This is a genomic window from Pseudomonas sp. HLG18, from assembly GCF_051903985.1.
Lineage (GTDB): Bacteria > Pseudomonadota > Gammaproteobacteria > Pseudomonadales > Pseudomonadaceae > Aquipseudomonas > Aquipseudomonas fluorescens_BT.
Map to the genome: position 1 here is coordinate 3,018,112 of NZ_CP195831.1, position 26,698 is coordinate 3,044,809.

20 protein-coding genes are annotated in these 26,698 nt (G+C 62.3%); 9 read left to right on the top strand and 11 right to left on the bottom strand.

What is annotated here, in order from left to right; genetic code table 11:
• Window positions 1-70 precede the first annotated feature (70 nt).
• Complete coding sequence (locus ACSPX5_RS13850) at window positions 71-727, top strand: carboxymuconolactone decarboxylase family protein (RefSeq protein WP_439821928.1); 657 nt, start codon at window positions 71-73, stop codon at window positions 725-727.
• Between the two features lie 148 nt (window positions 728-875).
• Here the strand turns inward: ACSPX5_RS13850 and ACSPX5_RS13855 are convergent, their stop codons facing one another.
• A complete protein-coding gene (locus ACSPX5_RS13855; protein ID WP_439821929.1) occupies window positions 876-1,868 on the bottom strand; it encodes a diaminopimelate epimerase in 993 nt (330 codons plus the stop codon).
• A gap of 136 nt (window positions 1,869-2,004) precedes the next feature.
• Between ACSPX5_RS13855 and ACSPX5_RS13860 the strand changes: the two genes are divergently transcribed.
• Window positions 2,005-3,156, top strand: a complete 1,152-nt coding sequence (locus tag ACSPX5_RS13860; RefSeq protein WP_169431097.1) for an MFS transporter — start codon at window positions 2,005-2,007, stop codon at window positions 3,154-3,156.
• A 101-nt stretch (window positions 3,157-3,257) separates the two neighbouring features.
• Complete coding sequence (locus ACSPX5_RS13865; RefSeq protein ID WP_439821930.1) at window positions 3,258-4,781, top strand: trypsin-like serine peptidase; 1,524 nt, start codon at window positions 3,258-3,260, stop codon at window positions 4,779-4,781.
• 69 nt (window positions 4,782-4,850) lie between these two features.
• Here the strand turns inward: ACSPX5_RS13865 and ACSPX5_RS13870 are convergent, their stop codons facing one another.
• The 4 genes from ACSPX5_RS13870 to ACSPX5_RS13885 form a co-directional block, all read right to left on the bottom strand.
• Window positions 4,851-7,274, bottom strand: a complete 2,424-nt coding sequence (locus ACSPX5_RS13870; protein WP_439821931.1) for a TonB-dependent siderophore receptor — start codon at window positions 7,272-7,274, stop codon at window positions 4,851-4,853.
• A 98-nt stretch (window positions 7,275-7,372) separates the two neighbouring features.
• A complete protein-coding gene (locus ACSPX5_RS13875; protein ID WP_439821932.1) occupies window positions 7,373-8,356 on the bottom strand; it encodes a FecR family protein in 984 nt (327 codons plus the stop codon).
• A gap of 40 nt (window positions 8,357-8,396) precedes the next feature.
• Window positions 8,397-8,897, bottom strand: coding sequence for a sigma-70 family RNA polymerase sigma factor (locus ACSPX5_RS13880; protein ID WP_439821933.1), 501 nt, complete (start codon window positions 8,895-8,897; stop codon window positions 8,397-8,399).
• Between the two features lie 109 nt (window positions 8,898-9,006).
• On the bottom strand, window positions 9,007-9,720 hold the full coding sequence (locus ACSPX5_RS13885) for a class I SAM-dependent methyltransferase (RefSeq protein WP_439821934.1): 714 nt from the start codon (window positions 9,718-9,720) through the stop codon (window positions 9,007-9,009).
• Window positions 9,721-9,818: 98 nt separating this feature from the next.
• Between ACSPX5_RS13885 and ACSPX5_RS13890 the strand changes: the two genes are divergently transcribed.
• Window positions 9,819-10,124 (top strand): hypothetical protein, encoded by a 306-nt coding sequence (locus ACSPX5_RS13890; RefSeq protein ID WP_249314315.1) that lies wholly within the window; start codon window positions 9,819-9,821, stop codon window positions 10,122-10,124.
• On the opposite strand, the gene ACSPX5_RS13895 is transcribed toward ACSPX5_RS13890, so the two are convergent.
• The 4 genes from ACSPX5_RS13895 to ACSPX5_RS13910 all read right to left on the bottom strand — a co-directional run bounded on the left by ACSPX5_RS13895 (window position 10,086) and on the right by ACSPX5_RS13910 (window position 17,345).
• A complete protein-coding gene (locus tag ACSPX5_RS13895; protein WP_439821935.1) occupies window positions 10,086-10,466 on the bottom strand; it encodes a hypothetical protein in 381 nt (126 codons plus the stop codon). The genes ACSPX5_RS13890 and ACSPX5_RS13895 overlap by 39 nt on opposite strands.
• A 265-nt stretch (window positions 10,467-10,731) precedes the next feature.
• Entirely contained in the window at window positions 10,732-10,926 is a 195-nt protein-coding gene (locus ACSPX5_RS13900) for a hypothetical protein (protein WP_243433181.1), read from the bottom strand.
• 127 nt (window positions 10,927-11,053) lie between these two features.
• Window positions 11,054-15,523 (bottom strand): hemagglutinin repeat-containing protein, encoded by a 4,470-nt coding sequence (locus ACSPX5_RS13905; protein WP_439821936.1) that lies wholly within the window; start codon window positions 15,521-15,523, stop codon window positions 11,054-11,056.
• A gap of 94 nt (window positions 15,524-15,617) precedes the next feature.
• A complete protein-coding gene (locus tag ACSPX5_RS13910) occupies window positions 15,618-17,345 on the bottom strand; it encodes a ShlB/FhaC/HecB family hemolysin secretion/activation protein (RefSeq protein WP_439821937.1) in 1,728 nt (575 codons plus the stop codon).
• 236 nt (window positions 17,346-17,581) lie between these two features.
• On the opposite strand from ACSPX5_RS13910, the gene ACSPX5_RS13915 reads away from it, so the two are divergent.
• Both ACSPX5_RS13915 and ACSPX5_RS13920 read left to right on the top strand, forming a co-directional pair.
• Window positions 17,582-18,703 (top strand): HlyD family secretion protein, encoded by a 1,122-nt coding sequence (locus ACSPX5_RS13915; RefSeq protein ID WP_439821938.1) that lies wholly within the window; start codon window positions 17,582-17,584, stop codon window positions 18,701-18,703.
• Complete coding sequence (locus ACSPX5_RS13920) at window positions 18,700-20,292, top strand: DHA2 family efflux MFS transporter permease subunit (RefSeq protein ID WP_169431107.1); 1,593 nt, start codon at window positions 18,700-18,702, stop codon at window positions 20,290-20,292. Before ACSPX5_RS13915 ends, ACSPX5_RS13920 begins: the two co-directional genes overlap by 4 nt.
• 4 nt (window positions 20,293-20,296) lie before the next feature.
• Here the strand turns inward: ACSPX5_RS13920 and ACSPX5_RS13925 are convergent, their stop codons facing one another.
• Window positions 20,297-20,737, bottom strand: coding sequence for a carboxymuconolactone decarboxylase family protein (locus tag ACSPX5_RS13925; protein WP_169431108.1), 441 nt, complete (start codon window positions 20,735-20,737; stop codon window positions 20,297-20,299).
• Window positions 20,738-20,966: 229 nt separating this feature from the next.
• Here ACSPX5_RS13925 and ACSPX5_RS13930 point away from each other — a divergent pair, with 229 nt between their 5' ends.
• From ACSPX5_RS13930 to ACSPX5_RS13940, 3 genes are all read left to right on the top strand, one after another.
• Window positions 20,967-21,473 carry a sigma-70 family RNA polymerase sigma factor gene (locus tag ACSPX5_RS13930; RefSeq protein ID WP_169431109.1) on the top strand — a complete coding sequence of 169 codons (507 nt, stop codon included), beginning with the start codon at window positions 20,967-20,969 and terminating at the stop codon, window positions 21,471-21,473.
• Window positions 21,473-22,432 (top strand): FecR domain-containing protein, encoded by a 960-nt coding sequence (locus ACSPX5_RS13935; protein WP_439821939.1) that lies wholly within the window; start codon window positions 21,473-21,475, stop codon window positions 22,430-22,432. Before ACSPX5_RS13930 ends, ACSPX5_RS13935 begins: the two co-directional genes overlap by 1 nt.
• 99 nt (window positions 22,433-22,531) lie before the next feature.
• On the top strand, window positions 22,532-24,955 hold the full coding sequence (locus tag ACSPX5_RS13940; protein ID WP_439821940.1) for a TonB-dependent siderophore receptor: 2,424 nt from the start codon (window positions 22,532-22,534) through the stop codon (window positions 24,953-24,955).
• Between the two features lie 98 nt (window positions 24,956-25,053).
• Here the strand turns inward: ACSPX5_RS13940 and ACSPX5_RS13945 are convergent, their stop codons facing one another.
• Complete coding sequence (locus tag ACSPX5_RS13945) at window positions 25,054-26,625, bottom strand: sensor domain-containing diguanylate cyclase (RefSeq protein ID WP_439821941.1); 1,572 nt, start codon at window positions 26,623-26,625, stop codon at window positions 25,054-25,056.
• Window positions 26,626-26,698 lie beyond the last annotated feature (73 nt).

The window sequence follows — 26,698 nt, forward strand, 5'->3', positions numbered from 1 at the left end:
GAAGCCTGTCATGCCGTAGTTCGCGCGCTGTTGCTCCGCTGCCATCCTCATTGATCCGTGAGGACGCGACATGAATCAAAAGACCACTTCCGATCCCATGGCCACGCTTTACCAGGAAGGCCGCCATACGTTTGTCGAACTCGTACCCGATGGCGAGGCCCGGCTCGATACCTTGTTCCATACCGTTCCCGCACTGCGCGAACTTGCCGTTGGCGTGGTGTACGGACATCTGCACTCGCGCCCCGGCCTTGATCCGCGGTTGCGCGAAGCGGTGTCATTTGCCGCCATTATCGCCTCGGGCATGGTCGGGCCTCCGCTGAGCGTGCACCTCAAAACCGGCCTGGCATCAGGCCTCGCACCCGGTGAATTGACTGAAATTCTGCTGCAGGCTTCGGCCTTCGCCGGTTTCCCGCGGGCCGTCAGTGCGGCAGAGCAACTCAATCATCTGTTTGCAGACGCGGGCCTTGAATCACCACCGCCCCCCACCCCGAGAGACGTCACTTCAAGATTTTGCGCAGACGTTCGCGCGGGCCATTCACCGATTCCACTGAGTGCCGCCGTGAAACGCCAGTTACGCCAGGCGGACCGTTTGGCCCTGCAAGCCTGCACAGCACAGGCTGTGATCGTCGAGTGCTTTCAAAGCCCCGAGACGCAGCCGAAAGCCCTGCTGTATGTGACGGTGGTCGATGACACTGTTGTCGCCGTGAAATTGTTCAAGGCCCAATGAACGATTCCATGGTTATGGATCGGGGCGGCTTTATCGCAAAACGATAGAGCCGACCTGTCAGATCTGACAGGCGACAAGCGCTGTGATCCGGCTCACAGTAAGCCCCAAGGGATCCATCGTTCCCGGGGGGACGATCATGAAAGGGACTTCACCTCTTTGTCCGCTGCGCGGTACCGAACAGACGCACGCACGCCAACTCGCCATCGCACTCCTCCAGTAAAATCGGCGCCGTACCGCCCGGCATCACCACCTGAACTTCTCCCGCCGACACCCAACCCACTCGCCATGCCGCGCTGGCCACCGCACTGGCGCTGGTGCCGGAAGACGCCGTCGGCCCCTCGCCCCGTTCGAACACCCGCGCCACAATGCGTTGATCGCCGGCGCGCGTCGCCCATTGGAGGTTGACCCCGGCACGGCACGGCTGACCGGCGCCGGTGGGCATGGCGTAGGCGATGGCGGTCAGACAGTCCATCAGCGGCGATTCAAGCATCTGTGCGTTGCTCGGCAATGCGGCTTCATCCTGCACCAGCGTCACGCAATGCGGATTGCCGATACGCACGAACTGGCTGTGGGCCCAGGCGGGATCGAGTTGTGCCAACGGCCGAACACGGCTGAGCTCCACACCGTTGAACGGCACCGGTTCAACCTCGAGCGCATCGACGGCCGCCGGGCCGAAACCGGGCTGGCCGAGGTCCAGCCAGAAGCCCTGCACGCTTGCCAGCTGCGCCGGTTTCACCGAGGTCGACACTGGCGATTGTGCATCCTGTTTGTCGTGATGCACCCGCAGCGTTGCGCCCTCCTGCGGCATCAGCCCTTGTTCAAAGAGTGCCCGGGAAAAAATCGTCAGGCCGTTGCCGCTGCGCTCGGCCAGCGTGCCGTCGGTGTTGACGATCAGCAGGTCAAAGGGTGGCGAGGCCTGAAACGGGCCGATCAGCAAACCATCGCTGCGATGGGATTTGCTGCCGACGGGACGTTGACCGTCGGGCCAATCGCAACACTGCGCGATGGCTGCGGTACTCCACGTCTGGCGCGACAACGCGCACTGCGCGGCGCTGGTCGGCAAATCGATTCCCGCATCGCGTAGCACTCGCGGCGAAACGACCCCGTAGATATTGCCCCGTGCATCGTAGAACTGCGTCATGAACCCGCCCTTGTTTTTCCTGTCGACAGAAGCGTCACTGTAAATCGCAACGCCATGCAGAGGCGAGCAGGCTCGCTCCAGCGAAAGGGCTGTGCAAGGATGTCCGCTGCGGAAACGTTTTTTGCCAAGGATCGTTATGACCAGCCTCACCCCTCAAGACACGTTCGTTCCCGGACGCCTCGAACAGATGTCCACGCGCATCGCCTTCTTCATCGCCGGGCTCGGCATCGCTGCGTGGGCGCCACTGGTGCCCTACGCCAAGGCACGGGCCGGGCTCGATGAAGGCACGCTGGGGTTGTTGCTGCTGTGCCTGGGCGTCGGCTCGATTCTGGCGATGCCGCTGGCGGGGATTCTGGCCACGCGATTTGGCTGCCGGCGCGTGGCCACCGGCGGGACGCTGCTGATTTGTGCGGCATTGCCGTTGTTGGCGACGGTGTCGTCGATACCCGCGTTGATCGCCACACTGTTCATGTTCGGTGCCGGACTGGGCACGGTGGATTCGACAGTGAATCTGCAAGCGGTGATCGTCGAGCGGGCCAGCGGCAAGAACATGATGTCGGGGTTTCACGGTCTGTTCAGCCTCGGCGGGATCGTCGGCGCAGCGGGCGTGAGCGCTCTGCTCGGTCTCGGCTTGTCGCCATTGGCGGCGATGCTGGTGGTGGTCGTGGTGCTGATCGCGGCGCTGTTCAAAGCTGTGCCGCACATGCTGCCTTACGGCAGTGAAAGCTCGGGGCCGGCGTTTGCCGTGCCTCACGGCGTCGTGCTGTTCATCGGCGGGATGTGCTTTATCGTGTTCCTCACCGAAGGCGCGGCGCTGGACTGGAGTGCGGTGTTCCTGGCGCAGGAACGCGGGATCGACACCGCCTATGCGGGGCTGGGTTACGCAGCATTTGCGTTGACCATGACGGCGGGTCGCTTGACCGGTGACCGGATCGTCCGCGCCTTGGGCGCGACCCGGATCATTCTGTTTGGCGGCCTGCTGGCAGCGGCGGGACTGTTTCTGGCAACGTTCGCGCCGGGCTGGGAAGCCGCGCTGGTCGGCTATGCGCTGGTCGGGGCCGGCTGCTCGAACATCGTGCCGGTGCTGTACACCGCAGTGGGCAAGCAGACGGTGATGCCGGAAAGTATCGCGGTGCCGGCGATCACCACGCTGGGTTATGCGGGGATTCTCGCGGGGCCGGCGGTGATCGGGTTTGTCGCCCATGCCAGCAGCCTGAGTTTCGCCTTCGGATTGATGGCGACGCTGCTGGTGGCGGTGGCGATTGGCGGGAAAGCGCTGAAGGTGTGAATCAAAGAACGACCAGCGGCGCAGTTGACTGTCAGATCTGACAGTAGACGCCAACCGTCTGAGGCTCCAGCATCAGAGAAATCTTCTCGGGTGCTGAAGCCATGAAGTGTTCCAGCCTGCAAAAGTCCATCGCCTTGACGCTTCTCATCAGTACGAGCGGTTGCGTTACGCCTGACCGAACGGCCACTCAGGATTGGGGAGAAGGCGCAGCAAACCTCTCTCCAGCGCAACCTCTGAACAATGCAGCCGGGCGTTACGATCACTGGCAAGCCATCGCTCGTGTCCAGGTTGAAGACGGGGCTGACTGCTCGGGCAGCCTGATTGACACCCGAAGCGCAAACGATGACCGCAGCGGCCCGGCCTATGTCCTGACTTCGGGACATTGCGCCAAAGGTGACGCTGACCGGTACATCGAAAACGCCCCGGCTTCCGGCGTCGTGACTTTCAATTATTTCCAGGACACTCAGCACCGGCAGAAGCCCTACCCGATTACAGAAATCGCGTGGAGCACCATGCGCGGCATCGACATTGCGATTCTCAAACTCGACCGCTCCCTGGGCCAATTGATGAGCGATGGCATCACACCGCTCAAACTTGCAACTCAGCCCCTTGCCGTCGACAGCGATGTGCTGGTGGTGGGCGCGCCCATGGATGGCCATGTGCAACGCGCCGCCTGCCTCCAGGAACATAGTGCGGATGTTTTCGAAGCGGGTTGGGCATGGCTCGGGCAGCTCAGCAATCGTTGTCGGGATGTACGCCCCGGCATCTCGGGTTCACCGGTCTTGAATCGCTACAGCAATGAAATCGTGGCGATCGTCGGTACCACGACGCAAGGCAGCGGGCCCTCACGTTGCACTCGCAACGCCCCCTGCGAAGTCAGAAACGGTGACTCGATAAAACTACCTGAGACCAACTACGCGACAAGCGCAGTGCAATTGGAGCAGTGCTTTGCAGCTACCCGTTTCGCCCCGAAAAATTCTGCGTGCCAGCTGGGTCGCGCGACCAATTTCGAGCATGCATTTGGTGACGTCTACACAAGGTTGATCCGTGACGCAAATGGCGAGCTCATTCCGGTGCAATGGACGCAGTCGTTTACCAGCGATCAACCGTTCTATCGCGTGAAACTCGTACGAACACTGGCTGACTGTGCGCTCGACGTCGGTTATGGTCCGGTTCAGCCAAGCCATGGAGACGGATCAGACAGTTCAAGTCAGGAATTACGTGAAGGGCCGGGCCTGTATTTCATGTGCGTGGTGGGGCAGCCACACAGTGCAGGCCCTGCGCAGAGGTGGGACGGCCGCAATGCAAGGATCTATTACCGCTGGGCTCTGGCAGAACCCGTCAAGACGCCGCCTGCCTACCGTGTACTTGAAAGTACAAAGGATGAGTTCACCGTAAAACCGATCGGGATAACGCCGGATCTGGACGTCAGTCACTACCAATACAAAAGTGGTGAACCAGGAGCGGTCGACTGCCAGGACAGTGACGGTTACACGTTAGTCAGGCCACCGCTACTGGACTTTCAGGTTTCGGTGGAGGACGGCCCGAAGAAAGTCTGCCTCAAGACCACAGACATGGCAGGCAATCCCTCTCCAATTACTGATTTTGCATTGCCCGATCAGTGATGCTCGGCAACTGGCCCGTTCAAACCGAATGAAGAACAGGCGGCTGTTGCCGGCCGCCTGCTCAGCCGATCAGAAGCCTACGCTGGCCTGCACGAAGAACGTACGCGGCGCGCCGACATACATCCCCGAGTTGTTGTCGCTGGAGCGGGTGAAGTACTGCTTGTCGAAGATGTTTTTCACCCCGGCGCCTAGCTTCAGGTTCGACAGTTGCGCACCGAAGTCATAGCCGCCGCGCACGTTCCAGGTCATGTAGCCCGGGATGTCGCCGTACTGACCGTCCGCCGTGCCTTCGGTGATGTAATTGCCGTTGAAGCTGCCATCGGCATTCACGCCGGTGCCCGGCGAGCGCTGTTTGGACTGGGCGAAACCGTCGATGTTGTAGGTCCAGCGGTTGATGTCGTAACGCAGGCCGACGGTTGCCACCTGACGCGAGTAGAACGGCAGGTCGCGGCCCTTGAAGCCCGGGATCTCGCCTTCGTATGTAGCGCGGGTGTAAGTGAAACCGGCGTTGGCGGTCAGGCCATCGAGGCGCGGATCGAGCGCCGCCATGTCGTAGTGCACCGAAGCCTCGATGCCCTGGTGCTTGGTCGCACCGAGGTTGGTCCAGCCCACGTCATTGCTGATGTATTGCAGCTCGTCATCGAAGTCGATGTAGAACAACGTCACTTCACCGCCCCACACGTCATCGTTGTAGCGGGTGCCGATTTCGTAGGTCTTGGCCTTCTCCGGCTCCAGGCCATTGGCGGTCTGGTCACCCGAGCCACCCTGACCGAGCTGGAAATACTGCAGGCTGCCGAAGGAGGTTTCGTAGTTGGCGAACAGCTTCCATGCATCCGACAGGTGATACATCACGCTCAGCGCCGGCAGCGGTTCGTTGCTCTCGATGCTGCGGTTTTTTTCCGGCACGCGTTTGCCGGCGGTGTCGAGCACGGCGCGATCGTGCCAGTCGGTGTTGATGTGCTCGAAGCGAATGCCCGGGGTGATGGTCCATTTGCCGACGTCAATCTTGTTGTCGACGTAGACCGAGTTGGCTTCAGTGCCGCCGGTACGGTCCTGGAACACATGGCCGTCTGAAGTCTTGGTGACCACCGGCTCATTGTTGATCAGCGCCAGGCGGCTCGACTGCTCGTGCATCGCTTCTTTCAGGTAGCGATAACCGACGCTGACCTCCTGAGTGGTCGAGCCCACATCAAACACCCGGGACACACGTGGTTCGATGCCCAGGGTGTAGTAGGAACGCGGGTACGAGCTAAGGGTTTTCTGGTCGCGGGCGGCGATGGTGCTGCCTCGGAAGCTGTCGGTGTAATAGGTCAGCACTTCGGCCTGGGTGCGTTCGTCGATCTGGCGGATCCACTTGAACGACACGTCCTTGCGACGGCCACTGAAGTTGTCGTAGTCGCGCACCGAGTCGTACGGTTTGTCGTCGTACTGTTTCTGCGTCAGCCCGCCCGGCATGTCGGCGCTGGCATCGTAGTAGTGGAAGTTGAGGCTGAAGTCGTCCTGATCGGTCGGCGCCCAGTGGGTCTTGAGCAGCACGTCGTCGATGTCGTTGCCGTTGTTGCGCTCGCGGTAACCGTTTCCGTTGACCCCGGAATACAAGAGCGCCACGCCCATCCCGTTGTCGGCGGTGCCACCGAGGAACGCGGTGTCGATGTGTTTCCAGCCGCCATAGCGCGTGGTTTCCAGGGTGGTGCCGATTTCACCGGTGGGGTTTTCCGGGATGGCACGGGTCACAAAGTTGATCACGCCACCCACGTTCTGTGGCCCGTAACGCACGGAACCTGCGCCGCGCACCACGTCGATGCTGTCGAGGTTGCCGGAGGAAATCGGTGCCATCGACAGTTGCGGCTGACCATACGGCGCGAACGCCGCCGGCACGCCGTCGATCAGCACGGTGGAGCGCGGCGACAGACGAGAAGTCAGGCCACGCACGCCGACGTTCAGCGAAATATCACTGCCGCCGGTGCCGTTGGAATCCTGCACCTGCACACCCGGCACACGCTTGAGGACGTCACTGACATTCATCGCGCCCTGTTCGACCATGGCTTCGCGGCGGATCACCGTGCGTGCGCCGGGGTGGTTCTGCACCACCGCGGCATCGGCGTCGCCGAGCCAGTCACCGACCATCTTGATGTCGGTCACGCCCAGTTCCAGCGGGCCGCTGGCGGCTGCGCTCGGCGCTGGCGACAGAGTCACCGAACCTTCATTGATCTGATAGTCCAGGCCGCTGCCTTGCAGCAACCGGCGCAACGCGTCCTCGGGAGAGAGGTTGCCATCGACCGCCGGGGCCTGCTTGCCGGCCACCAGATCAGGGCTGAAAAACACCTGCAGCGAGGTTTGCTGTCCCAGTTCGCTCAGCGCCTGGCCCAGTGGCTGCGCGCGGATATGAATGGGGTCGGCGGCGAAGGCCAGCGGCATCGCAGCGTTGACCGCCAGCGCGAGCGCCAGCGGTAACCAAGGGGATTTATTGTTTTTGGCGGTGGAGTTTTTCACGTCGAACGGAGTCCTGTGGATCGCAAGAGTGTGCGGCTGTTAATGCAAACCAGTTGCAGTTGAACAGGAAGACGACGAACTCGAAAAAAACCTGAATTTTATTTTGAAATTATTTCCTGACTGCCGTCGGCGAGTGTTCGCACGGCCACCGGAAGGATGTTCGGCAAGGCCTTGAGCAAGGCATCGGTGTTGTCGGATTTGAACACGCTGGTCAGGCGCAGGTTGGCCACGGTCGGGTTGGCGACGGTCAACGGCTTGTCGCGATAACGGGAAACCTCTTCGACGACTTCGCTGAGGCTGGCGTTGTTGAACACCAGTTTGCCGCTGCGCCAGGCCGTCAGCTCTGCCGGATTGACCGCGTAGGCCGGTGCCACTTTGCCCTGGGCATCGATCCGCGTGCCGAGGCCGGCAGTGAGGCTGATGAAATCGGCATCGGCCGCATCACGCCCCTGCACCTTGACCGTCCCCTGCTCAACCGCAACCCGGGTCTGAGTCACGTCGCGGCGCACATCGAAGCGGGTGCCGGTGACCGTGACCTTGCCGCTGCCGGCCTCGACCACGAACGGGCGGGACGTGTCGTGCTCGACGCTGAACATCGCCTCGCCTTCGGTCAGCTCGATGAGTCGCCGATCCTTCTCGAAACGCACCTGCAAGCGGCTGCGGCTGTTGAGGTCGATCACCGAGCCGTCCGGCAATGCCACATGCTTGCGCTCGCCCGGCGCTGTGGCGAATTCGGCGCTGTACCCTGCCGGGTGATTCAAGCCACTGAACAGACCGAGCCCGAGCGCCACCGCGACCACGCTGGCCGCTACGGCATAACGCAACAACGGACGGCGTTCGCGCCGCGCTGGCGGAGTTTCGCACAGGGCCTTGAGCCGCGGCGCCGGCAGCAGATCCGCCGCCGTCCACAGGCCTTGCAGCAACTGGAATTCGTCATGGTGCTGGGGATGTTCGTTCAGCCAGGCTTCGAAGCTGCGATATTGTTCAGCGTCGACAGCAGGCTCCTGCAAACGCACAAACCAGCGTGCCGCCTCATCACGCACCGTTGTTTGCCCGCACGCGCAATCACGAGTATCCATCATGGAATGTCCTGTCTGGCTGGGGATGAAAAGACGCCGCGGCTCATGATTGCGCCCCGTCCAGGCGATCACGCAGATGCCGCAGGGTGCGGATCATATACTTTTCCACCATGTTCCTGGACAGGCCCAGGCGCTCGGCGATTTCGGCCTGGGTCAGGCCTTCGATCTTCTGCCAGACGAAGATTCGCCGGCAATTGACCGGCAATTCGCAGAGCGCCCGTTCGATGGAATCGGCCAGCTGGATCGCATGCATGTAATGCTCCGGATCGCCGGTCGGCGACTCACTGAGATCGATCGCCCCCGACTCCATGGCACCCCGCCGGTCCTCACGCCGATAGCCGTCCACCGCGATATTGCGCGCCGTCTGGTGCAAATACGCCCGGGGCTGCTGCACCGCCGACGAATCGGATTCGAGCACCCGCACAAAGGTGTCGTGCGCCAGATCCTCAGCCTGCGAGCGATTGCGCAGGCGACGGGTCCAGGTGCCGATCAACTCTTCGTAATGCTCGAGAAAGCCGGGTCTGCGGGGCAGCATGGGGATCATTGCGGCGTGCTGAGGAAAGGGGCGTGAATAGTAATGCTTCCTATTAAGCCGAAGCAATGGAATCCTCGGGAATGCCGACGAAGCTGTTTCCCCCTATCAACCCAGCGCTCTAACTCGCGGCAATCTCTGCCTTGCGCGGACAGAACCACCCGTGCATCAAACCCGCTTGAAAGAACTGCACCGGCGCCTCGAACCCGGCCGACTCGATCAGACCGGCGACCTGCGGCGCTGGCAGAATCGCCACATCCCGGGCATAGGCCAAACGCGCTCGCTCAAGCATCTGCGCCGGCACCTGGGCCGACGCCATCAGCGTCATCCAGTGACGCAGCAATGCTTCGTAGGCCGGAGATTCGGTGTCAGAGGCCAGATCAGCATTCGCCAGAACCCCGCCCGGCACCAGACGACGGGCAATCTCATGGAAAAAATCGATACGGGTCTGGGGGTCGAGCAAAAACTGCGACACCAGAAAACAGGTCGCACCGTCGTAACCGGATTCATCCGTCAGCGTATCGAGGTAGCCTTCGTGAAAACGGCAGCGGGAGAGAAAACCGCCCTCTGTCGCTCGCTGACGGCACACGTCGAGCATGGCGCCCGAAGGGTCGACTGCGGTGAATTGCCAGCCGGGAAACTGCTGCGCCAGATGGGCCATTTCCACACCCGTGCCCACGCCGACGCAGAGTATCCGGGCATTCTCCGGCAGGCCCGCGAATACTGAATTCAGCAGCAAATACAGGGCATCACGCAGGGGCGCCATTCCGCTCCACTGTTTGTCATAGACGGCGGACTGCTGGTCGAACAGGGCCTTGAGTGCTTGATTGTCCATGGAAAACCTTCCTCTGCATCATGATCGAGTGCACCGCGCAGATCGCGGTGAAGTTTCATTATCGCAGGGCTGTCAAGGCTCTCGCGTGAAGCAGGCGATTGATCATTCCGCCCATCGACTGGTCGCAATCCATCAACCCCACACCCGTTCCGCACGGTACGCCGCGTTGCAAGTGGATAAAGAGTTTCGAGCTGGCACAGTTCAACATTTCCCAAGTACACACCGAAGAACTCGGCGGCTTCATCTACTTCAACCTCGACCCGAATGCACTGTCGCTGCGGGATCTGTTCCCCGGGGCCGGCTTTCGGCAAAAAAATGCCCGCAACAGGCAGGCACTGTTGAAACTCGAACGTTCAGTTGTGCGCTCAGACCTCGTCGCACGATTGGCCAATTGGGTTCAATAACCGGACCGCTGCCAACGCATTTTTCTCACCACCGCCATTGATCGTGTAGCCAACGCGAGCCGAGCCGGTTTGAATGGGTTTGATATGTGCGTGCCAGTCACCGATGGTTTTTTCCAACCCGTTGTCGACGTCATTCTGGGTAATAAAATGATTCCGCGAGGTCTGAGTGCCGGGGATGGGCACCGTGCCACTTGGATCACTGTATCCCTGCAATGTGATTTTCAAAACACCACCGATTTGCGCACCAGTAAGTGGTCCAATTTTTACCCTGATGCCGTTCATTGGGTCAGAAAGGCAAGTGATCACACCGTTAATTGCGCCTGGAAAAGTAATGTCGCTCATTTTCAGCTCCCTGAATTGATCGGTTTGATGTCAGCGCAGGTTCAATCGGAACCACACACCGCAAGCCAATCGTCTCCCCTTGGCAGCTGTTTGCACACTGTCAGAACTGACAGTCCAGCAAGAACCATTCGCTATAACAATTTGTTCTTTCCAGCCAAATTCGATTTCACTGGGCACAAACCCGCGCGGTTCTGGATCGACCATCCGAAAACGCAGCAGTAATTTTGCTGGCGGTAGACGGGTTCCTCTTCGGCGAGGATGCCCATCAACGAGTTGAAATGCTTTTCCGCAAACCCCGGATAATCCAGCCATTGCCGACAGGTCTTGCGCGCCATTTCATCACGGGCCACGCGCAATTCACGTTCGGTGCCGCGACCAGCAAGCCCTGATTGCCCATCAGCAGGATCGGCTTGTCACCGAGCAGCCTGCTCACGCGCTCCGCCTCTTCACCCAGTCCCATGCCATCGAATCCGTCACCATGCTTTTTTCGACTTGACGGGAAACGACAGTGGCTGCCGTTTTGAGCGGGGTACCTCTTAGAAACGGGAGCGAGCACGCTCGCCCCCGCCGGTTTCACTAACGGTGAATCAACCTTTTTCGTCGATCCCCGCTTGCAGGGGCTGACTGTCCAGATGACCGCTCAGGGTCACCGGGCCGACTTTCAGGTTGCCGTTTTCAAGGGACACCTTCGGTGCGTTTTCTTCGCTTTTGTGTGGCAGGTCCAGACCGGCTTTTACGCCGTAGTCGAGGTTGCTCAGGTCGCTGCTGCTGACCTTCGAACCGCCCAGATCGACCTTGCCTTCAGTCGTGGAAATCCGCGCGCCGGTCAGTTGGGTAGCGCCGCCGACCATGAGATTCACACCCTGGCTACCGCTGATGCCGGAGGCCTGTTTCACGTTGTCCTTGTGCGCGTATTCGCCGTCGGCTTTCAGCGTTGGCTTGTAGTCGGTGCCCGCGAGTTTGCCTTTGTCGTCGGCTGGGGTCTTCTTGGCGGTCAGGCCCAGATCCACGTCAACCTTGGCGTGAGTGCTGGAGTCCTGACGGCTTTCAACCGAGAGATCACCCGACACTTTGCCGCTGACATTGCGCGCATCAATCCGCGCACCGTTCAGGCTCGCATCACCGCCGCTGTTCAACACCACCGTGTCAGCCTTGATCTGGCTGTTCTGCTGGGTGGTGCCTTGCAGGTAATCCACGCCGACTTTGGCCCCGGCATTGAAGCCGTGATCGCTGCTGACTTTTTCATCGGCGGCGGTCGGTGTGCTTTTGCTCAGATTGCCACCGGCGCTCAACGCCACATTCCAGTTGTCGCGGTTGTCGGTGGACTGCGCGGACTCCTGAACGAAGCCGCCCTTCTGCGCGTCGATGGTGACGTTTGGCGCGCTGACCTGGGTGCCTTGCAGGTGCACCGAATCGCCGCTCAACGCGATGCCGTTCTGGCTGTTGAGCTGGCCACCGGTGAGGGTCTGAGTGTTCTCGTTGACCCGGCCGATGTTGAAGTTGCCGCTGAGGTTGCCGCCCTGATCGCGGCTCTTCTCGCTGCTGGTCTTGCTGCCGCCGGCCTTCAGGCCGCCGCCGAGATTGCTGCCGGTGGCGACGTGCGAATCGGTAGCTGCCTGCAGGTCGAGCTTGCCGCCAGCCTTCAGGTCGATAGCGCCAGCGCTGTCGATCTTCGTGCCCTGCTGAACCTGATTGCCACCGCTGCTCAATTGCACCGGGCCATTGCCGCTGAGGCTGGCAACGTGCGCCTGGCTGTCGGTGGTCGTGTTGCCTTTGTGATCGAGCTGCAAGCCAGCGCCGAGATCGACGTTGGTGCCATCGGTACCCGGCAAGGTGCCGACAGTCAGCGAGCCGTTGCCGCGCAGGCTGGAGCTGTCGCTGCTCTGGCGGTCGTTGGCCTGATTCAGGGCCAGGTCACCGCCGGTCTTGACGCTGACACCGCCCTGCCCGCCGTCGAAACGGCTGCCTTCGAACTGTGCGTCGCCGCCGACATTGATATTCACGCCCTGGCTACCGGCGTAACCGCCGACCACCGCCGTGGCGCTGTTCTTGCTCGACTGGCTGCTGCCACCCGCGCCGCTGCCGGCCACGTTCACGTCTTCACCGGCCTTGGTGTAGACGCGCACATCGACCTTGGCATCCACCGCGTTGTCGGCGCTGCTGCGGGTGTTGTTCGCGGCGTCGGCCACCAGTTTGTCAGCGCTGATGTTCACTTTGCCGGCGCTGGCGTTGTACTGGGTGCCCTGGTCGTGCAGCGTGCCGCCGACCTTCACGTCCACGGTCTGGCCGTCGAACCGGCTGACCACGGCGTTGCTGCTCTGCTCGGTTTTATCGGCGCTGGCATGACCGACCGCCACGTCGATACCGACGTTCGGCTGGCCGAGATTGGCCAGTGCATCCTTGTCCGGGACCTTACCGCCGAGCACGTCTTTCACCACACCGGCAATCGGTCGGGCGATGTCTTTGTACTCGACGTTGGCACCGATGTCCGCCGACCAGTTGCTCTCGCTGTGAGTGCTGCTTTCGGTGTTGCTCGCAGCACGGTTGTCCACTTCGTTGGCGGCGACGTTCAGGCCGTTACCGGACTTGAGTTGCGCGCCCTCGGTGGCGAGTTTGTCAGCGTTGATGTTCAGGCTGCCGTTGCTCTGCACGCCCGTGGTTTGCGCGGTGGTTTTGCCGGTGGTGTCTTGCGAGGTGCTGTGCGAGAAGTCCACGCCGCTGCCGGCGCGGTCAAGGCCGCCGGTGTAGTAGAAACCGCCGCCGGTGCTGCGGGTTTCGGTCGAAGTGCTGTGGCTGTCCTGCTCGGCCAGCAACGAGACGTTCTTGCCGCTCAGGGTGGTGTCGCCGGCGGTGGATTTCACCTCGGCGCCCTTGAGCGTCACGTCGCCGCCCGCCTTCACCTGCACGCTGGCGCCGCTGAGGCTGGAACCCTGCTGGGTGACGTCGTTGGCGGTGACGGTTTGCGCCTTGTCTTCGTAATGCACGCCGGCGCGATATTGCTCCGCCGTCTGTTCCTTGGCGTAGGCGTCGAAGCCACGGGTCTGCGTGCTGTCGCTGCTGTCGTGGGTGTTCTGCGTCGAATGCACATTCACATCACCGGCCGCATCCGCCGTCAGCGAACCGCCGGCCTTGACCGTGGAGCCGGCGACTTCGATGTCCTTGGCGCTTTTCAGCTTGAGGTTGCTGTCGGAAGCCAGCTCGCTGCGCACCGTGGTGCTGTCCTTGCTGTTCTGCCGGGACTCGTCCTTGGTGATGCCGAAGAACTTGCTGTCCTTGTCGTGGTTGTTGCTGTGCGAGGTGTCCTGCACGCCATCGATGGTCAGTGAACCGTTGTCGCTGATCACGCTGGCATCCTTGCCGCCACGCACCTGGCTGCCGCTGATGCGCACATCGTCAGCCTTGACCAGCAGTTTGCCGGCCGCGTTGATCTTGCTGCCCTGATGCTGGGTCTGGCCCTTGTCGACGTCGCCGGTCTTGCCGAAGAAACCGCCGCCGACCAGATCACCGGAATAGCGGTTGTCGCTGCTGCGGTTGGTGCGGGTCGCGGTGGTGATTTCCACCTGTTTGCCGGCCAGTTGCAGATCGCCGGCGCTGTTCAGCTCAGCACCTTCGGAGCGCAGCAGCGCAGCGGTTTGCAGGGCAATGTTGCCGGCCTTCAACTGGCTGGTGACGCTGCGCTGCTCTTCGCTGCGGCTGTCCCAATCGGCTTTCCACAGGTGCTTGCGATGCTTGCCCTGATCGGTCCGGGTGTGGCTTTCAGTGGCGGCGGTCAGGCGCAGGTCGCCGCCGCTTTGCACGCTGAGATTGTTCTTCGCGTCGACCTTGGCGGCTTTCAATTCGGTGTCTTTGCCGGACGACAGTTGCGCGTCGCGGCTGGCGATGATCTGGCTGCCGTGCTGACGCGAATCGCTGTCGGTCTTGGTGCGTTCGTAGGTTTCCCAAGTGATGCCGATGGTGCTGTTGTTCCAGTTCTCGCGCTGTTCCTGGAGCTTGCGGCTCTCGACAGTGGTCAGGGTCAGATTGCGTTTGGCCTCGACCTTTACGTCACGACCGCTGACATCGGTGGCGGCCAGCGTCAGGTCCTTGCCGCTGTGCAGGGCGACGTCGCCCTGGCTGCTGCGAATACCGGCGCGGGTCACGTCGAGGCTGTCCGGGATCGCCTGGCCGCTGACGCTCAAGTCGCCCGCCGAACGAATCTGCACACCGTCACGCCCGGCGACTTGCACAGCGCCGACCTTCACCCCCGCGCCTTCAGCGGTGCTGACGATGTTGATGCGCCCGGCCTGCATCGCGCCGAACAGGCTGGCGTCGATCCGCTGATCGGTGGTGTTGCCCGCCGGGTCCACGGCTTTCACCTGACCGCTGGCGTAATCGACCTGATTGCGTCCGACGGTGAGGTTCAGTTGGTCACGCGCAGTGATAGCGCCCTGGCTGTCGATGCGCGGTGCGATCAGGTTGATCGAGCCTTCGCCATTGCGCAGGCCACCGCTCTGAATCTGCAACTGACCGGTGGCATCGCGGGTGCTCAGGGCTTGCAGCTTGCCGTCATTCAGCTCGGGACGGCCGACCACCAGGTTGGCGTTCGGCGTGTTGATGAAACTGCCGCCGTTCACCGAAATGCCGTTCGGGTTGGCGAGCACGTAGTCGGCGGCGCGACCGAAGATTTCCTGGGCGCCGTTGATGGCCGACGGGTTGCGGCTGATCACTTCGTTGAGGATCACGCTTGCGGCCTGGCCCTGCAATTGCGGGTTGGCCGCCAGTTGCCCGGCGAGCTGCGATTGGCCGGCCTGCAAGGCATTGTTCAACACCAGGCCCTGACGGTCGACGTTGTAGTCGAGGAACTGGTTGTGCGACAGGCCCGAGCCGTTGGGCGCGACGATGTTGACGATCGGGACGCCGCCCTGGGTCTGCAATTGCGCGGTGCCGCCGGGGCCGGGCGCGACCACCACACCGCCGGCCATGGCGCCCGGCAGGTGAGCGACCAGGAACAGGCTGGCGATGGCCCAGCGCAGTTTGCCCCGTGGGGAAAGGTGAAACGCAAAGGTGTTCATTGGCATAAAAAACTCTCCATGTAGTGCGGCATCACGTTGCGCGTTGAGTTAAAGGCCACGGCTGTCGCGCTCAGGTCCGATGGCTGTTGTTCACTGACGTTCATATCTGCAGTCCGACGCGCATCAGCCAGGTTTCAGGCTCGCGGTGCAGGCCGGTCGGAGTGTTCAGGCTGCGTTGGTAATCGACATCCACTTGCAAGTTTTTCCAGCCCAGGTTGAGGCCGATGCTGGCGCCGCTCAGGCGTTGAACCGGGGCGCCGTGGTCGGCCTTGATCCAGCCGTGGTCGAGTCCGACACGCGGGGTGAGCTGCACCGGCAAATCGGTGCGTAGCGGCAGGCGCAAGGTGTTGCGCCAGATCGCACCGCTGGCCCCGGACGCACTGCTGACCCGGTAACCGCGCACGGCGGAATCGTCGGTGCCGAGCAGTTGCTCGATCGCCGGCAGCGGGTCAGGGCTGTATTGCAGATTGAGCTGGCTCTGCCATTGCCAGGCTTGCGTGCCGAGCTGGCCGTTGCGCCATTGGCTGAGGCCGGCGCGGTACTTGCGAAACTGCGCTTTGGGCAGGTTCCTGACCTGATGATCGGCATCGTCGTCGGCGCCGAGCCAGCGCAGCCCCTGCGCGTAATTGAAGTCAAGGTTCCACACCGCGCGATCGAGCCAGAACAGATTGAGCCCGGCCTCGGCCACGGTCAGGGTCGGGCTCTGGATGCCGAGCCGGACGTTTTGCAGATAGCTGTCGACGTCCTTGTGCGCCAGCTGCAGGTTGGCGCTGAGCTGATGGCTCTGGTCGCGCCACAACACCCGGTCGGCGCGCAGGCTCAGTTGATCGGTGATGCCCGTGCTGTACAGGGTCGTGCCTGGGAGTTTGAACGGCGAGCGATATTCGGCATGGCTGGCGAATGTGCTGAACGTCCAGTAGCCATAGGGAATTGCGTAATAAAGGCTGGCGTTGCGGTTATAGCGGTCGCCCCGGTTGAGGGTGTCGCTGGCACTCACGCTCAACAGGTCGTTGAGCTCCAGCGGGCTGTCGAGGGTCAGGCTCAACGTGTGGCGATCCCGTCCGGTGCTGGCGCTGCCGAGGTTGTCGAAACCGGCGCCAAGGGCCCAGCGCGACTGCCCGGAGGTACGCGAACGCAGGATGATTTTTGACGCACCGGGCTGACTGCCGGGGGCGATATCGGCGGTCAGATCGAGGGTGCGCAGACGGTTCAACTGATCCAGTCCCTGCTCCAGATCCCGCAGGTTCAAGGGCTTGCCGAGCATGCCCGGGAACGCGCCGCCGAGCGACACCGGCAGGCTCTGGTCGGCCAGTTCGATGGACTCGATGTAGCCTTCGTCGACCAGAATATCCAGCGACTGTCCCGCCGCCGGCGCACTGCTCAGGTACGGGCGACTGGCGATGTAGCCCTTCTCCACATAAAGCGCGGTGATGGTCGCCAGCAGATGGTTGATCTGACCGACGCCCATGCACGGCGCCAGCAGCGGCTTGATCCGGGCGTTGAGCTTGTCCTTATCGATCAGCGTGACGCCGCCGATGCGCGTGCCGCTCAGGGGCCAGCAGCGTTCGTCGGGTTTGATCGATTCGGGGATGGCCGGAGTGGCAGGCGGCGCGCCGAACGCGCCACGCTCCAGTTGCCGCTTGCGCTGTTCGATTTGCAGTTGTTGCAGATCGCGCTGCTGCTGTTGCTGCTGGCGCAGCACTTCCTGGCCCGGGTTCGACGATTCGGCGGCAAAAACGCTGGGCGCACACACACTCAACAACAAGGCCAACAACAGCGGGCGAGGCAGGAAACGACTACGAGAAACAGCGCAAAGCGAATACGGCACTCAACATCCTTGCAATCAACTGGCTTAATGCCACCCCATCAATAGCGGTGATAGTCAGAGCCTTCCTACACAATTGCAAGACGCTTCCTACAGCGCTTACATTTCTTAAACAAATGATCAGCTTTTCTTTCAACACCCCCCATCTGACGACCGGCGATAAAAACCAATTGCCACAAAATATTACTCGCGTCATATTACGGTCGTAATAGCCATTCCGCTTCCTCAGGTATTACGCCATGACCAGCATGCCCACCGTAGAACCCGATCTCGCCGTTCCGGTCAGCGCTCCCAAACCTCCCCTGCTCAAACGCCTGTTGTTGCCCACTGCCGGTTTGGCTGCGCTGGTGTTAGCCGGGTTGTACGCCGTGCATTGGTGGGGCACCGGGCGGTTTCTTGAGGAGACCGACGATGCCTACATTGGCGGCGACGTCACGGTGATCGGGCCGAAGGTGGCCGGTTACATCGAGGAAGTGCTGGTCAGCGACAACCAGAAGGTGAAGGCCGGCGACGTGCTGATTCGCCTCGACGCCCGCGACTACCGCGCCAATCTGGCCAAGGCTGAAGGCGCCGTTGCCGCCGAGGAAGCGCTGCTGGCCAACCTCGATGCCACCGAACAGCTGCAACAGGCGGTAATCGGTCAGGCCCGCGCCGGCATCGATGCCGCCAGCGCCGAAACCGCCCGTTCCCGGGACGACAACGCACGCTACAAACGTCTGGTAACGACCAATGCGGTTTCGGTGGAAGCCGCGCAACGGGCCGACGCCACCTTCAAGACTGCGCAAGCCTTGAGCGCCAAGGCCCAGGCCGAACTGCTGGCCGCGCAACGCCAGCTCAACGTGATCGAAACCCAGAAACAGCAGGCCCGAGCCGCCCTCCAGCAAGCCCGGGCCGAGCGTGATCTGGCGCAACTCAACCTCGGCTACACCGAATTGCGCGCCCCGGTCGACGGCGTGATCGGCAACCGCCGCGCGCGGGTCGGCGCTTATGCCCAGGCCGGCTCGCAACAGTTGTCGGTGGTGCCGGCCAGCGGTCTGTGGGTCGATGCCAATTTCAAGGAAGACCAACTGGCGCGGATGAAACCCGGCCAGCGCGTGAGCATCCGCGCCGACGTGTTGTCCGGCCAGGAATTCCACGGCCGCCTCGACAGCCTTGCCCCGGCCACCGGTTCGCAGTTCAGCGTGCTGCCGCCGGAAAACGCCACCGGCAACTTCACCAAGATCGTCCAGCGTGTGCCGGTGCGAATCCTGCTCGACCCCGCCGACGGCGTACTCGGTCACCTGCGTCCGGGCCTGTCGGTGACGGCCGAAGTCGACACCCGCGCCCAACCTGAAACCACCGCCGTGGCCAGCGCGCCATGAGCACCGCCCTCACCGCCTCCGCGCAGCCATTCAATGCCGCCGAGATGGCGACGGCGACCAAAGTGTTCGCCTTCGCCACGATGTGCATCGGCATGTTCATCGCGCTGCTGGACATCCAGATCGTCTCGGCCTCGCTGCGCGATATTGGCGGCGGGTTGTCCGCCGGCACCGATGAAACGGCGTGGGTGCAGACCAGTTACCTGATCGCCGAAATCATCGTGATTCCGCTGTCGGGATGGCTGTCGCGAGTGTTTTCCACGCGCTGGCTGTTCTGCGCTTCGGCAGTCGGTTTCACCCTCGCCAGCCTGTTGTGCGGCATCGCCTGGAACATCCAGAGCATGATCGCCTTTCGCGCGCTGCAAGGGTTTCTCGGCGGCTCGATGATTCCGCTGGTGTTCACCACCGCATTCTTTTTCTTTACCGGCAAGCAACGGGTGATTGCCGCTGCGACCATTGGCGCCGTGGCTTCGCTGGCACCGACATTGGGTCCGGTGATCGGCGGCTGGATCACCGACATTTCGTCCTGGCACTGGCTGTTCTACATCAACCTGGTGCCGGGGATTTTCGTTGCCGTGGCGGTGCCGATGCTGGTCAAGATTGATCAGCCGGAACTGTCGCTGCTCAAGGGCGCGGATTATCTGAGCATGGTGTTGCTGGCGCTGTTTCTCGGCTGCCTGGAATACACCCTCGAAGAAGGCCCGCGCTGGAACTGGTTCAGCGATCAGACCATCCTGACCACCGCGTGGATCAGCGCCCTGGCCGGCGTGGCGTTTGTCGGCCGCACGCTGCACGTGGCCAATCCGATCGTCGACCTGCGCGCCCTCAAGGATCGCAATTTCGCTCTGGGCTGCTTCTTTTCCTTCGTCACCGGCATCGGCCTGTTCGCGACGATTTACCTGACGCCACTGTTTCTCGGCCGGGTGCGTGGTTACGGCGCGCTGGACATTGGTCTGGCGGTTTTCTCGACCGGGGTGTTCCAGATCATGGCGATTCCGCTGTACGCCTTTCTGGCCAATCGCCTCGATCTGCGCTGGATCATGATGGCGGGCCTGGCGTTGTTCGCCTTGTCGATGTGGGAATTCAGTCCGATCACCCACGACTGGGGTGCCGGGCAATTGATGTTGCCGCAAGCCCTGCGCGGGATTGCCCAGCAACTGGCGGTGCCGCCGGCGGTGACATTGACGTTGGGTGGTCTGGCGCCAGCGCGGCTTAAGCACGCCTCGGGCCTGTTCAACCTGATGCGTAATCTGGGCGGTGCAATCGGGATTGCCGCGTGCGCGACCATTCTCAACGACCGCACCAACCTGCACTTCACGCGGTTGGCCGAGCATCTGAACAGCAGCAACGAAGCAGTGAATCAGTGGCTGGCCCAGGTCGGCGGCAACTTCGCCGCACTGGGTCAGAGCGGCGATGCAGGCCTTACCGCCAGCCTGCGTCAGCTATGGCTGCTGACCTACCGCGAGGCACAGACACAGACCTACGGCGACACGTTCCTGATGATCATGGTGTGCTTCGTCATCGCCACGGCGATGGTGCCCTTGATGCGCAAGGTGCAACCACCGGCGGCGCCGAGTGCCGATGCACATTGAGCGATCAGGCTTGCGGGATTTTGCGAAAGCCCACGGCCAGACGGTTCCAGCTGTTGATGGTGCTGATCGCCACGGTCAGGTCGACCATTTCTTTTGGCGAGAACTGGGCAGCGACCGCTTCGTAATCTTCGTCCGGGGCATGGGTCAGGCTCAGTTGGGTCAGGGACTCGGTCCACAGCAGCGCGGCGCGTTCGCGGTCGGTGAAGAACGGCGCTTCACGCCAGGCGGTCACGGCGAACAACCGGCGTGGGGTTTCGCCGCCCTTGATCGCGTCAGCGGTGTGCATGTCGATGCAGAACGCACAGCCGTTGATTTGCGAAGCGCGCAGTTTGACCAGTTCGATCAGGGTCTTTTCCAGCGGAAGTTTCGAGACGGCGGTTTCCAGGGCGATCATCGCTTTCAGGGCGTCTGGGGAAGCGGTGTAGAAATCGGCACGAGGTTTCATGGTGATTCTCCGGGGCAAGTGAATGTGTGGCTACGTTAGTCCCGGGGCCGGGCCAAACAAATAGCCAATCTCCCGGAAGACGTGTAGGCCACTCCTTTCTGGCGCCAGAAAAGAAAGTGCAAAGGGGCAATTGCCAGCGCTCGTTCGGTGCCACTAGAATGCGATCAATTCTTAATTGCACTCTAATTGCAGCCAGGCATCGGATGCCCGCAACGAGTATCTGCCGCTCATGTCGTCTCTCGATCCGCCATTGAATCAGCAAGTCCAGACGCTCTACAGCGAACACCACGGGTGGCTGCAAGGCTGGCTGCAACGCAAGCTGGGTAATCGCTGCGATGCGGCCGACCTGGCTCACGATACGTTTTTGCGCCTGCTCAGCCGTCAGGTGCTCAAGCCTCTGGGCAGCGAACCCCGGGCACTGCTGACGCACATCGCCAAAGGTCTGGTGATCGACCGCTGGCGGCGCCAGGACCTGGAGCGCGCCTACCTGGAAACCATCGCCCATCTGCCGCCTGCCGAAGTGCCGTCGCCGGAGACCCGCTATCTGATTCTTGAAACCCTGTGGCGCATAGAAGCGTTGCTGCGCGAGCTGCCTGCGCAGACCCGCGACACCTTCCTGCTGTCGCAGATCGAAGGCCTGACCTATGCGCAGATCGCCACGCGGCTGAGGGTTTCGCTGATCACCGTGAAACGCCACATGCGCGCCGCGTTCATTGCCTGCCTGAGTGTCGCCTGATGAATTCATCGATGATCAATCCGCAGATTCTCGGTGAAGCCGCCGACTGGCTGGTGCAATTGCATTCGGGCACCGCCTCGCCGTCCGATCATCAGGCCATCGCGCAGTGGCGCAACCGCAGCGCCGAACACGCCATTGCCTGGCAACGGGCCGAAGCGCTGCTGGGGGACTTGCGCAGCGTGCCGGCCAACGTCGCCATCCAGACCCTGCAACGGGCTTCGCGCAAAGAAGGCCTCAGCCGTCGCCAGACCCTTACCCGCCTCGGTCTGCTGTTGATGGCCGGGCCGGTGGGCATCGCCTCGCAACATGTTCCGTGGCAGCAGTGGACGGCCGATCAGCGCACCGCCATCGGCGAGCAAAAAACGCTGCAACTGCCGGACGGCACCCAATTGCTGCTCAACACCGACAGCGCCGTGAACATCGCTTACAGCCCGGTCGAGCGCCGGGTGCTGCTGCTCAACGGCGAGGTGCTGATCACCACTGCCAGCGATGCCGCCGCCCGCCCGTTCATTGTCCAAACCCCACAAGGTCTCGCTCGTGCGCTCGGCACGCGGTTCTGCGTGCGCACCGAAGGTTCGCGCAGCCTGGTGTCGGTGCTGGAGGGGCAAGTCCAAATCACCCCGCAATTGCTCAAGCAAAATACGATCATCAAGGCCGGCGAACGCCAGCGCTTCAAGCTGAACGGCTTCGACAGCGCTGAAACCTTCGACACCGCCAGCCTGGCCTGGGACAAGGGCATGCTGCTGGCCAGCAACATGCGTCTGGACGAATTGCTCGGCGAACTCAGCCGTTATCGTCGCGGCGTCCTGCGCTGTCATCCGGACGTCGCGGCGATGCGTGTGTCCGGGGCGTTTTCCCTGCGCGACACCGACGCCAGCCTGCGCCTGCTCAGCGACACCCTGCCGCTGAACATCAACAGCCTGACCCGCTATTGGCTGTCGGTGGAGCCCCGCGTCTGAGCCTTCGGAAAATATTTTCAATGTTCACTGATACCTTTTCGCGCCTCGTTCGGTGAGTGGATAGACCTTTCAATTCCACGCGCCCGACAGGATCGCCGAATGACCGCATTGCCCACGCCCCGCCCTGCCACTTTTCCGCTCAAGGCCCTTGGCCTGGCCCTGGCTTTCGGCGCACTGTTGCCGACTGTTGGCCACGCCGCCAACAGCGTCAGCGAAAGTGCCAGCCAAAACGTCAACATCAGCCCGGGCCTGCTCAGTCATGTACTGGCGCAATTTGCGGTCAGCGTCGGCGTGCCGTTGTCGTTCGACCCGGCACAACTGGGCAATCGCCAGAGCCCGGGCCTGCAAGGCAATTACACCGCGCAAAGCGGTTTCGCCCGATTGCTGGAAGGCAGCGGCTTCGAACTGATCAGCACCGGCAACAATGGTTACACCGTGGCGCCGAAAGTCGCGGCGGACGGTGCGCTGGAACTCGGCGCCACCACCGTCAGCGCCCTGCACGACAGCAGCGATGACACCTACGGTGGCGAACAGGTCGCCCGTCGCGCACAGGTCGGCATGCTCGGTAATCAAGCGGTCAACGACCTGCCCTTCAGCGTCACCAGCTACACCGCCAGGACCATGGCCGATCAGCAGGCGCAAACCATTGGCGATGTGTTGCTCAACGATGCCTCGGTGCGCCAGTCCAACGGCTTCGGCAACTTCTCGCAGATGTTCATGATCCGCGGTCTGCCGCTGGCCTCCGATGACATTTCCTATAACGGCCTCTATGGCGTGCTGCCGCGGCAGATCATCGCCGTCGAAGCGCTGGATCGAGTGGAACTGTTCAAGGGCCCGAACGCCTTCGTCAACGGCGTGACCCCGAGCGGCAGCGGCATCGGCGGCGGGATCAACCTGCAACCCAAACGCGCCATGGACACGCCAACGCGCAGCGTCACTCTCGACTACAGCGCCGACGGCCGGGTCGGCGGGCATCTGGACCTTGGCCAGCGCTTTGGCGAGGACAACCGCTTCGGCGCCCGTATCAACCTGATGCAGCGCGAAGGCGACACCGCCGTCGATGACGAAGACCAGCGCTCGTCGCTGTTCAGCGTCGGCCTGGACTATCGCGGCGATCGCCTGCGGGTCTCGACCGATTTCGGCTATCAGAAGCAGGTCATCAATCAGGGGCGCTCGGTGGTCTATGTCGATTCGAGCCTGACAAAAGCCCCCAAGGTGCCGCACGCCAACGCCAGCTATGCCCAGAGCTGGAGCTACTCGCAGCTCGAAGACACCTTCGGCATGGCACGCGCCGAGTACGACCTCAACGACAACTGGACCGCCTATGTGTCCGGCGGCGCCAAGCACACCCGGGAAAACGGCGTGTACTCGTCGCTGACCGTCACCGACCTCAACGGCAACGCCCGTGGCGGCATGCTCTATTCGCCCCACGATGAAGATAACCAAAGCGCCATGGCCGGGCTCAACGGCCGCTTCGACACCGGCCCCGTCACCCATCAATTGAACCTCGGCTGGGCGGGCATCTGGGGCGAGCAGCGCTCGGCGTTCGAAACCGTCGGCGCGGCCGGGCGCTACAGCACCAACCTGTACAACGTCACCGACAAGCCGCGCCCGGCACCCACCTCGTTCGCCAGCGACATCAACGACCCGCGCATCACCGGCAAGAACATCCTGCGCAGCGAGGCGATTTCCGACACCCTCGGCTTCGTCGATGACCGCATCCTGCTGACCCTCGGCGTGCGGCGCCAGCAGATGAAAGTCGATGGTTGGGCCACGGCCACCGGCGCCCGAACCTCGAGTTACGAAGAGTCGATCACCACCCCGGTCTACGGCCTGGTGATCAAGCCCTGGGAACACGTGTCGTTCTACGCCAACCGTATCGAAGGCCTGGCCAAGGGCCCGACGCCGCCGACCACAGCGATCAACCGCGACGAAACCTTCGCCCCGGTGCGCAGCAAGCAGGTCGAAGCCGGTGTGCGCCTGGACATGGGCAGCTACGGCGCCAGCCTCGGCGTCTATCGCATCGAGCAACCGTCGAGCTACACCCAGGACGGGATCTTCCGGGTTGACGGCCAGCAGACCAACAAAGGCGTGGAACTCAACGTCTACGGCGAACCGCTCGACGGCCTGCGCCTGCTCAGCGGCGCGACGCTGATGAAGACTGAACTGGAAGGCAGCAGCAACGGCGTGAATGACGGCCACCGCGCCGTCGGGGTGCCGCGCTTCCAGTTCAACCTCGGCGCCGACTGGGACATTCCGGGCCTCGAAGGCGCCGCTCTCAGCGCGCGAATGTTGCGTACCGGCGGCCAGTACCTGAACGCGGCGAATACTCAAAGCATTCCGGCGTGGAACCGTTTCGACCTGGGCACGCGCTATGCCTTCAAGCTGGATGAGAAGCAGATCACCCTGCGGGCCAACCTGGAGAACGTCGCCAACGAAGCCTATTGGGCCTCGGCCAACGGCGGTTACCTGACTCAGGGCACGCCGCGCACCCTGAAGGTGTCGGCCACCGTGGACTTCTGACCGCTCGCCATCCGGCCCGGCAGTGGTGCGGGCGGCTGAACGGACAAGAGCAGGTCATGGTGAAGGCCATGGCCTGTGTCTGAACCGATTCGGTTTAATCAGCGATCCGAACGCATCAATTCGCCAACGCCAACGTCCATGGACAACACCGCCGCGCGGTTGCGACCGGAGTTCTTGGCCTGATACAGCGCCGCATCCGCCCGTTGAATGAACAGTTCCGGGCTGTCGTTGCCAGTCGGAATAAACGCATAGCAGCCCAGGCTCACCGTGAGATACCCGGTGGGCGAGCCGCTGTGGGTGATGTGTTTGTCCATGACGCTGCGGCGGATCTGCCCGGCAATTGTCAGCGCGCCGTTGATGTCAGTGTCCGGCAGCAACACCGCGAACTCTTCACCGCCATAGCGCACCGCCAGATCGGACTGGCGCTGGCAGCAGTTCTTCACCACCTGCGCGACCTGCGTCAGGCAATGGTCGCCAGCCACATGGCCGTAGGCATCGTTGTAGCGTTTGAAGAAATCGATATCGAGCATGATCAGGCTGACCGGGCTCGACTGCCGCGCCCCCCGGGCAAATTCCACCTCCAGCGAGCGCTCGAACAGACGCCGGTTGGCCAGCCCGGTCAGGCTGTCGTGGGTAGCGATCTCCTCCAGCGCCTGCTGGGCCTTGCGCAGGTTTTTCTCGATCCGTTCGCCGTCGCGCACCTGACGGATGAACACCCAACCAAACAACCCCACGCCCAGCACCACCAGCGCCACGATGACGCTGGACTGGAACGCCCGGTCATGCCAGCCCTGCAAAATCGTGTCCCGGGACGAAGAGGAGGACACCACCAGCGGATAACTTTCCAGCTGCCGGTAACCGTAAAGCCGCGTCACACCGTCAACCACCGAATCGATCATCGCGGTGCCGGCGGGGGCATTGGGCAACAGCTTCTGATAGATCTCGCCCTTGGCCATCGAGGTGCCGATCAAAGCCTCATCGAATGGCCGACGGGCGAGCAACGTGCCGTCAGTCAGGCCGAGGAACATCGTGCCGTTGTCATCCAGGCTGAAGCTTTTGAAGAACTTGTCGAAGTACGACATCTTGATCCCGGCCAGCAATACGCCCTGGAAATGGCCGGCGTGGTCGTTCACCCGTTTCGAGATCGGGATAATCCACTCGCCGTTCTCGCGGCTGCGGATCGCCGGCCCGATGTGTGCCACGATCGAGACGTTCTGCTGGTGAAACCTGAAGTACTCGCGATCGGCCACGCCATTGCCGCGCGGCAGATCCGGAAACGAAGTAATCACCCACTGCCCTTCGCGATCGAACAGAAACATGCCGTGCAACTGTTCCAGCTGCTGCACCCGGCGCGCGAAAGTCCTCTGCAGGCGCGGTCTCTGCGCTGCGCCATAGCCGTCTTCCTGAATCCAGTCGACCAGACTGGTCATCACCAGATCCGCCGCCAGAAAGGTGTCCTCGGCCTGCTGCGCCATCGCCCGGGTCAGGTTGGCCGAGGCCACTTGAGCATTCGCCAGATCCTGGCGCCGCGACTGCTCGATCTGCAGATACAGCAAGCCGGACAGGCACAGACACACGGCAACGATGAACAGTACCGCCGCCTTGCGCAGGGGCAAACGCTTGAGGGTGCCGCCGGGGGCTTGGTTCGGATCGTGAATGGGGATAGGCAAAAGCGTGTCCTGGGCAGGTACGACAGGGGCAAAAGCCCGAAACCCTTGTTTTTGTGAGCGTAGCCCACCGGGT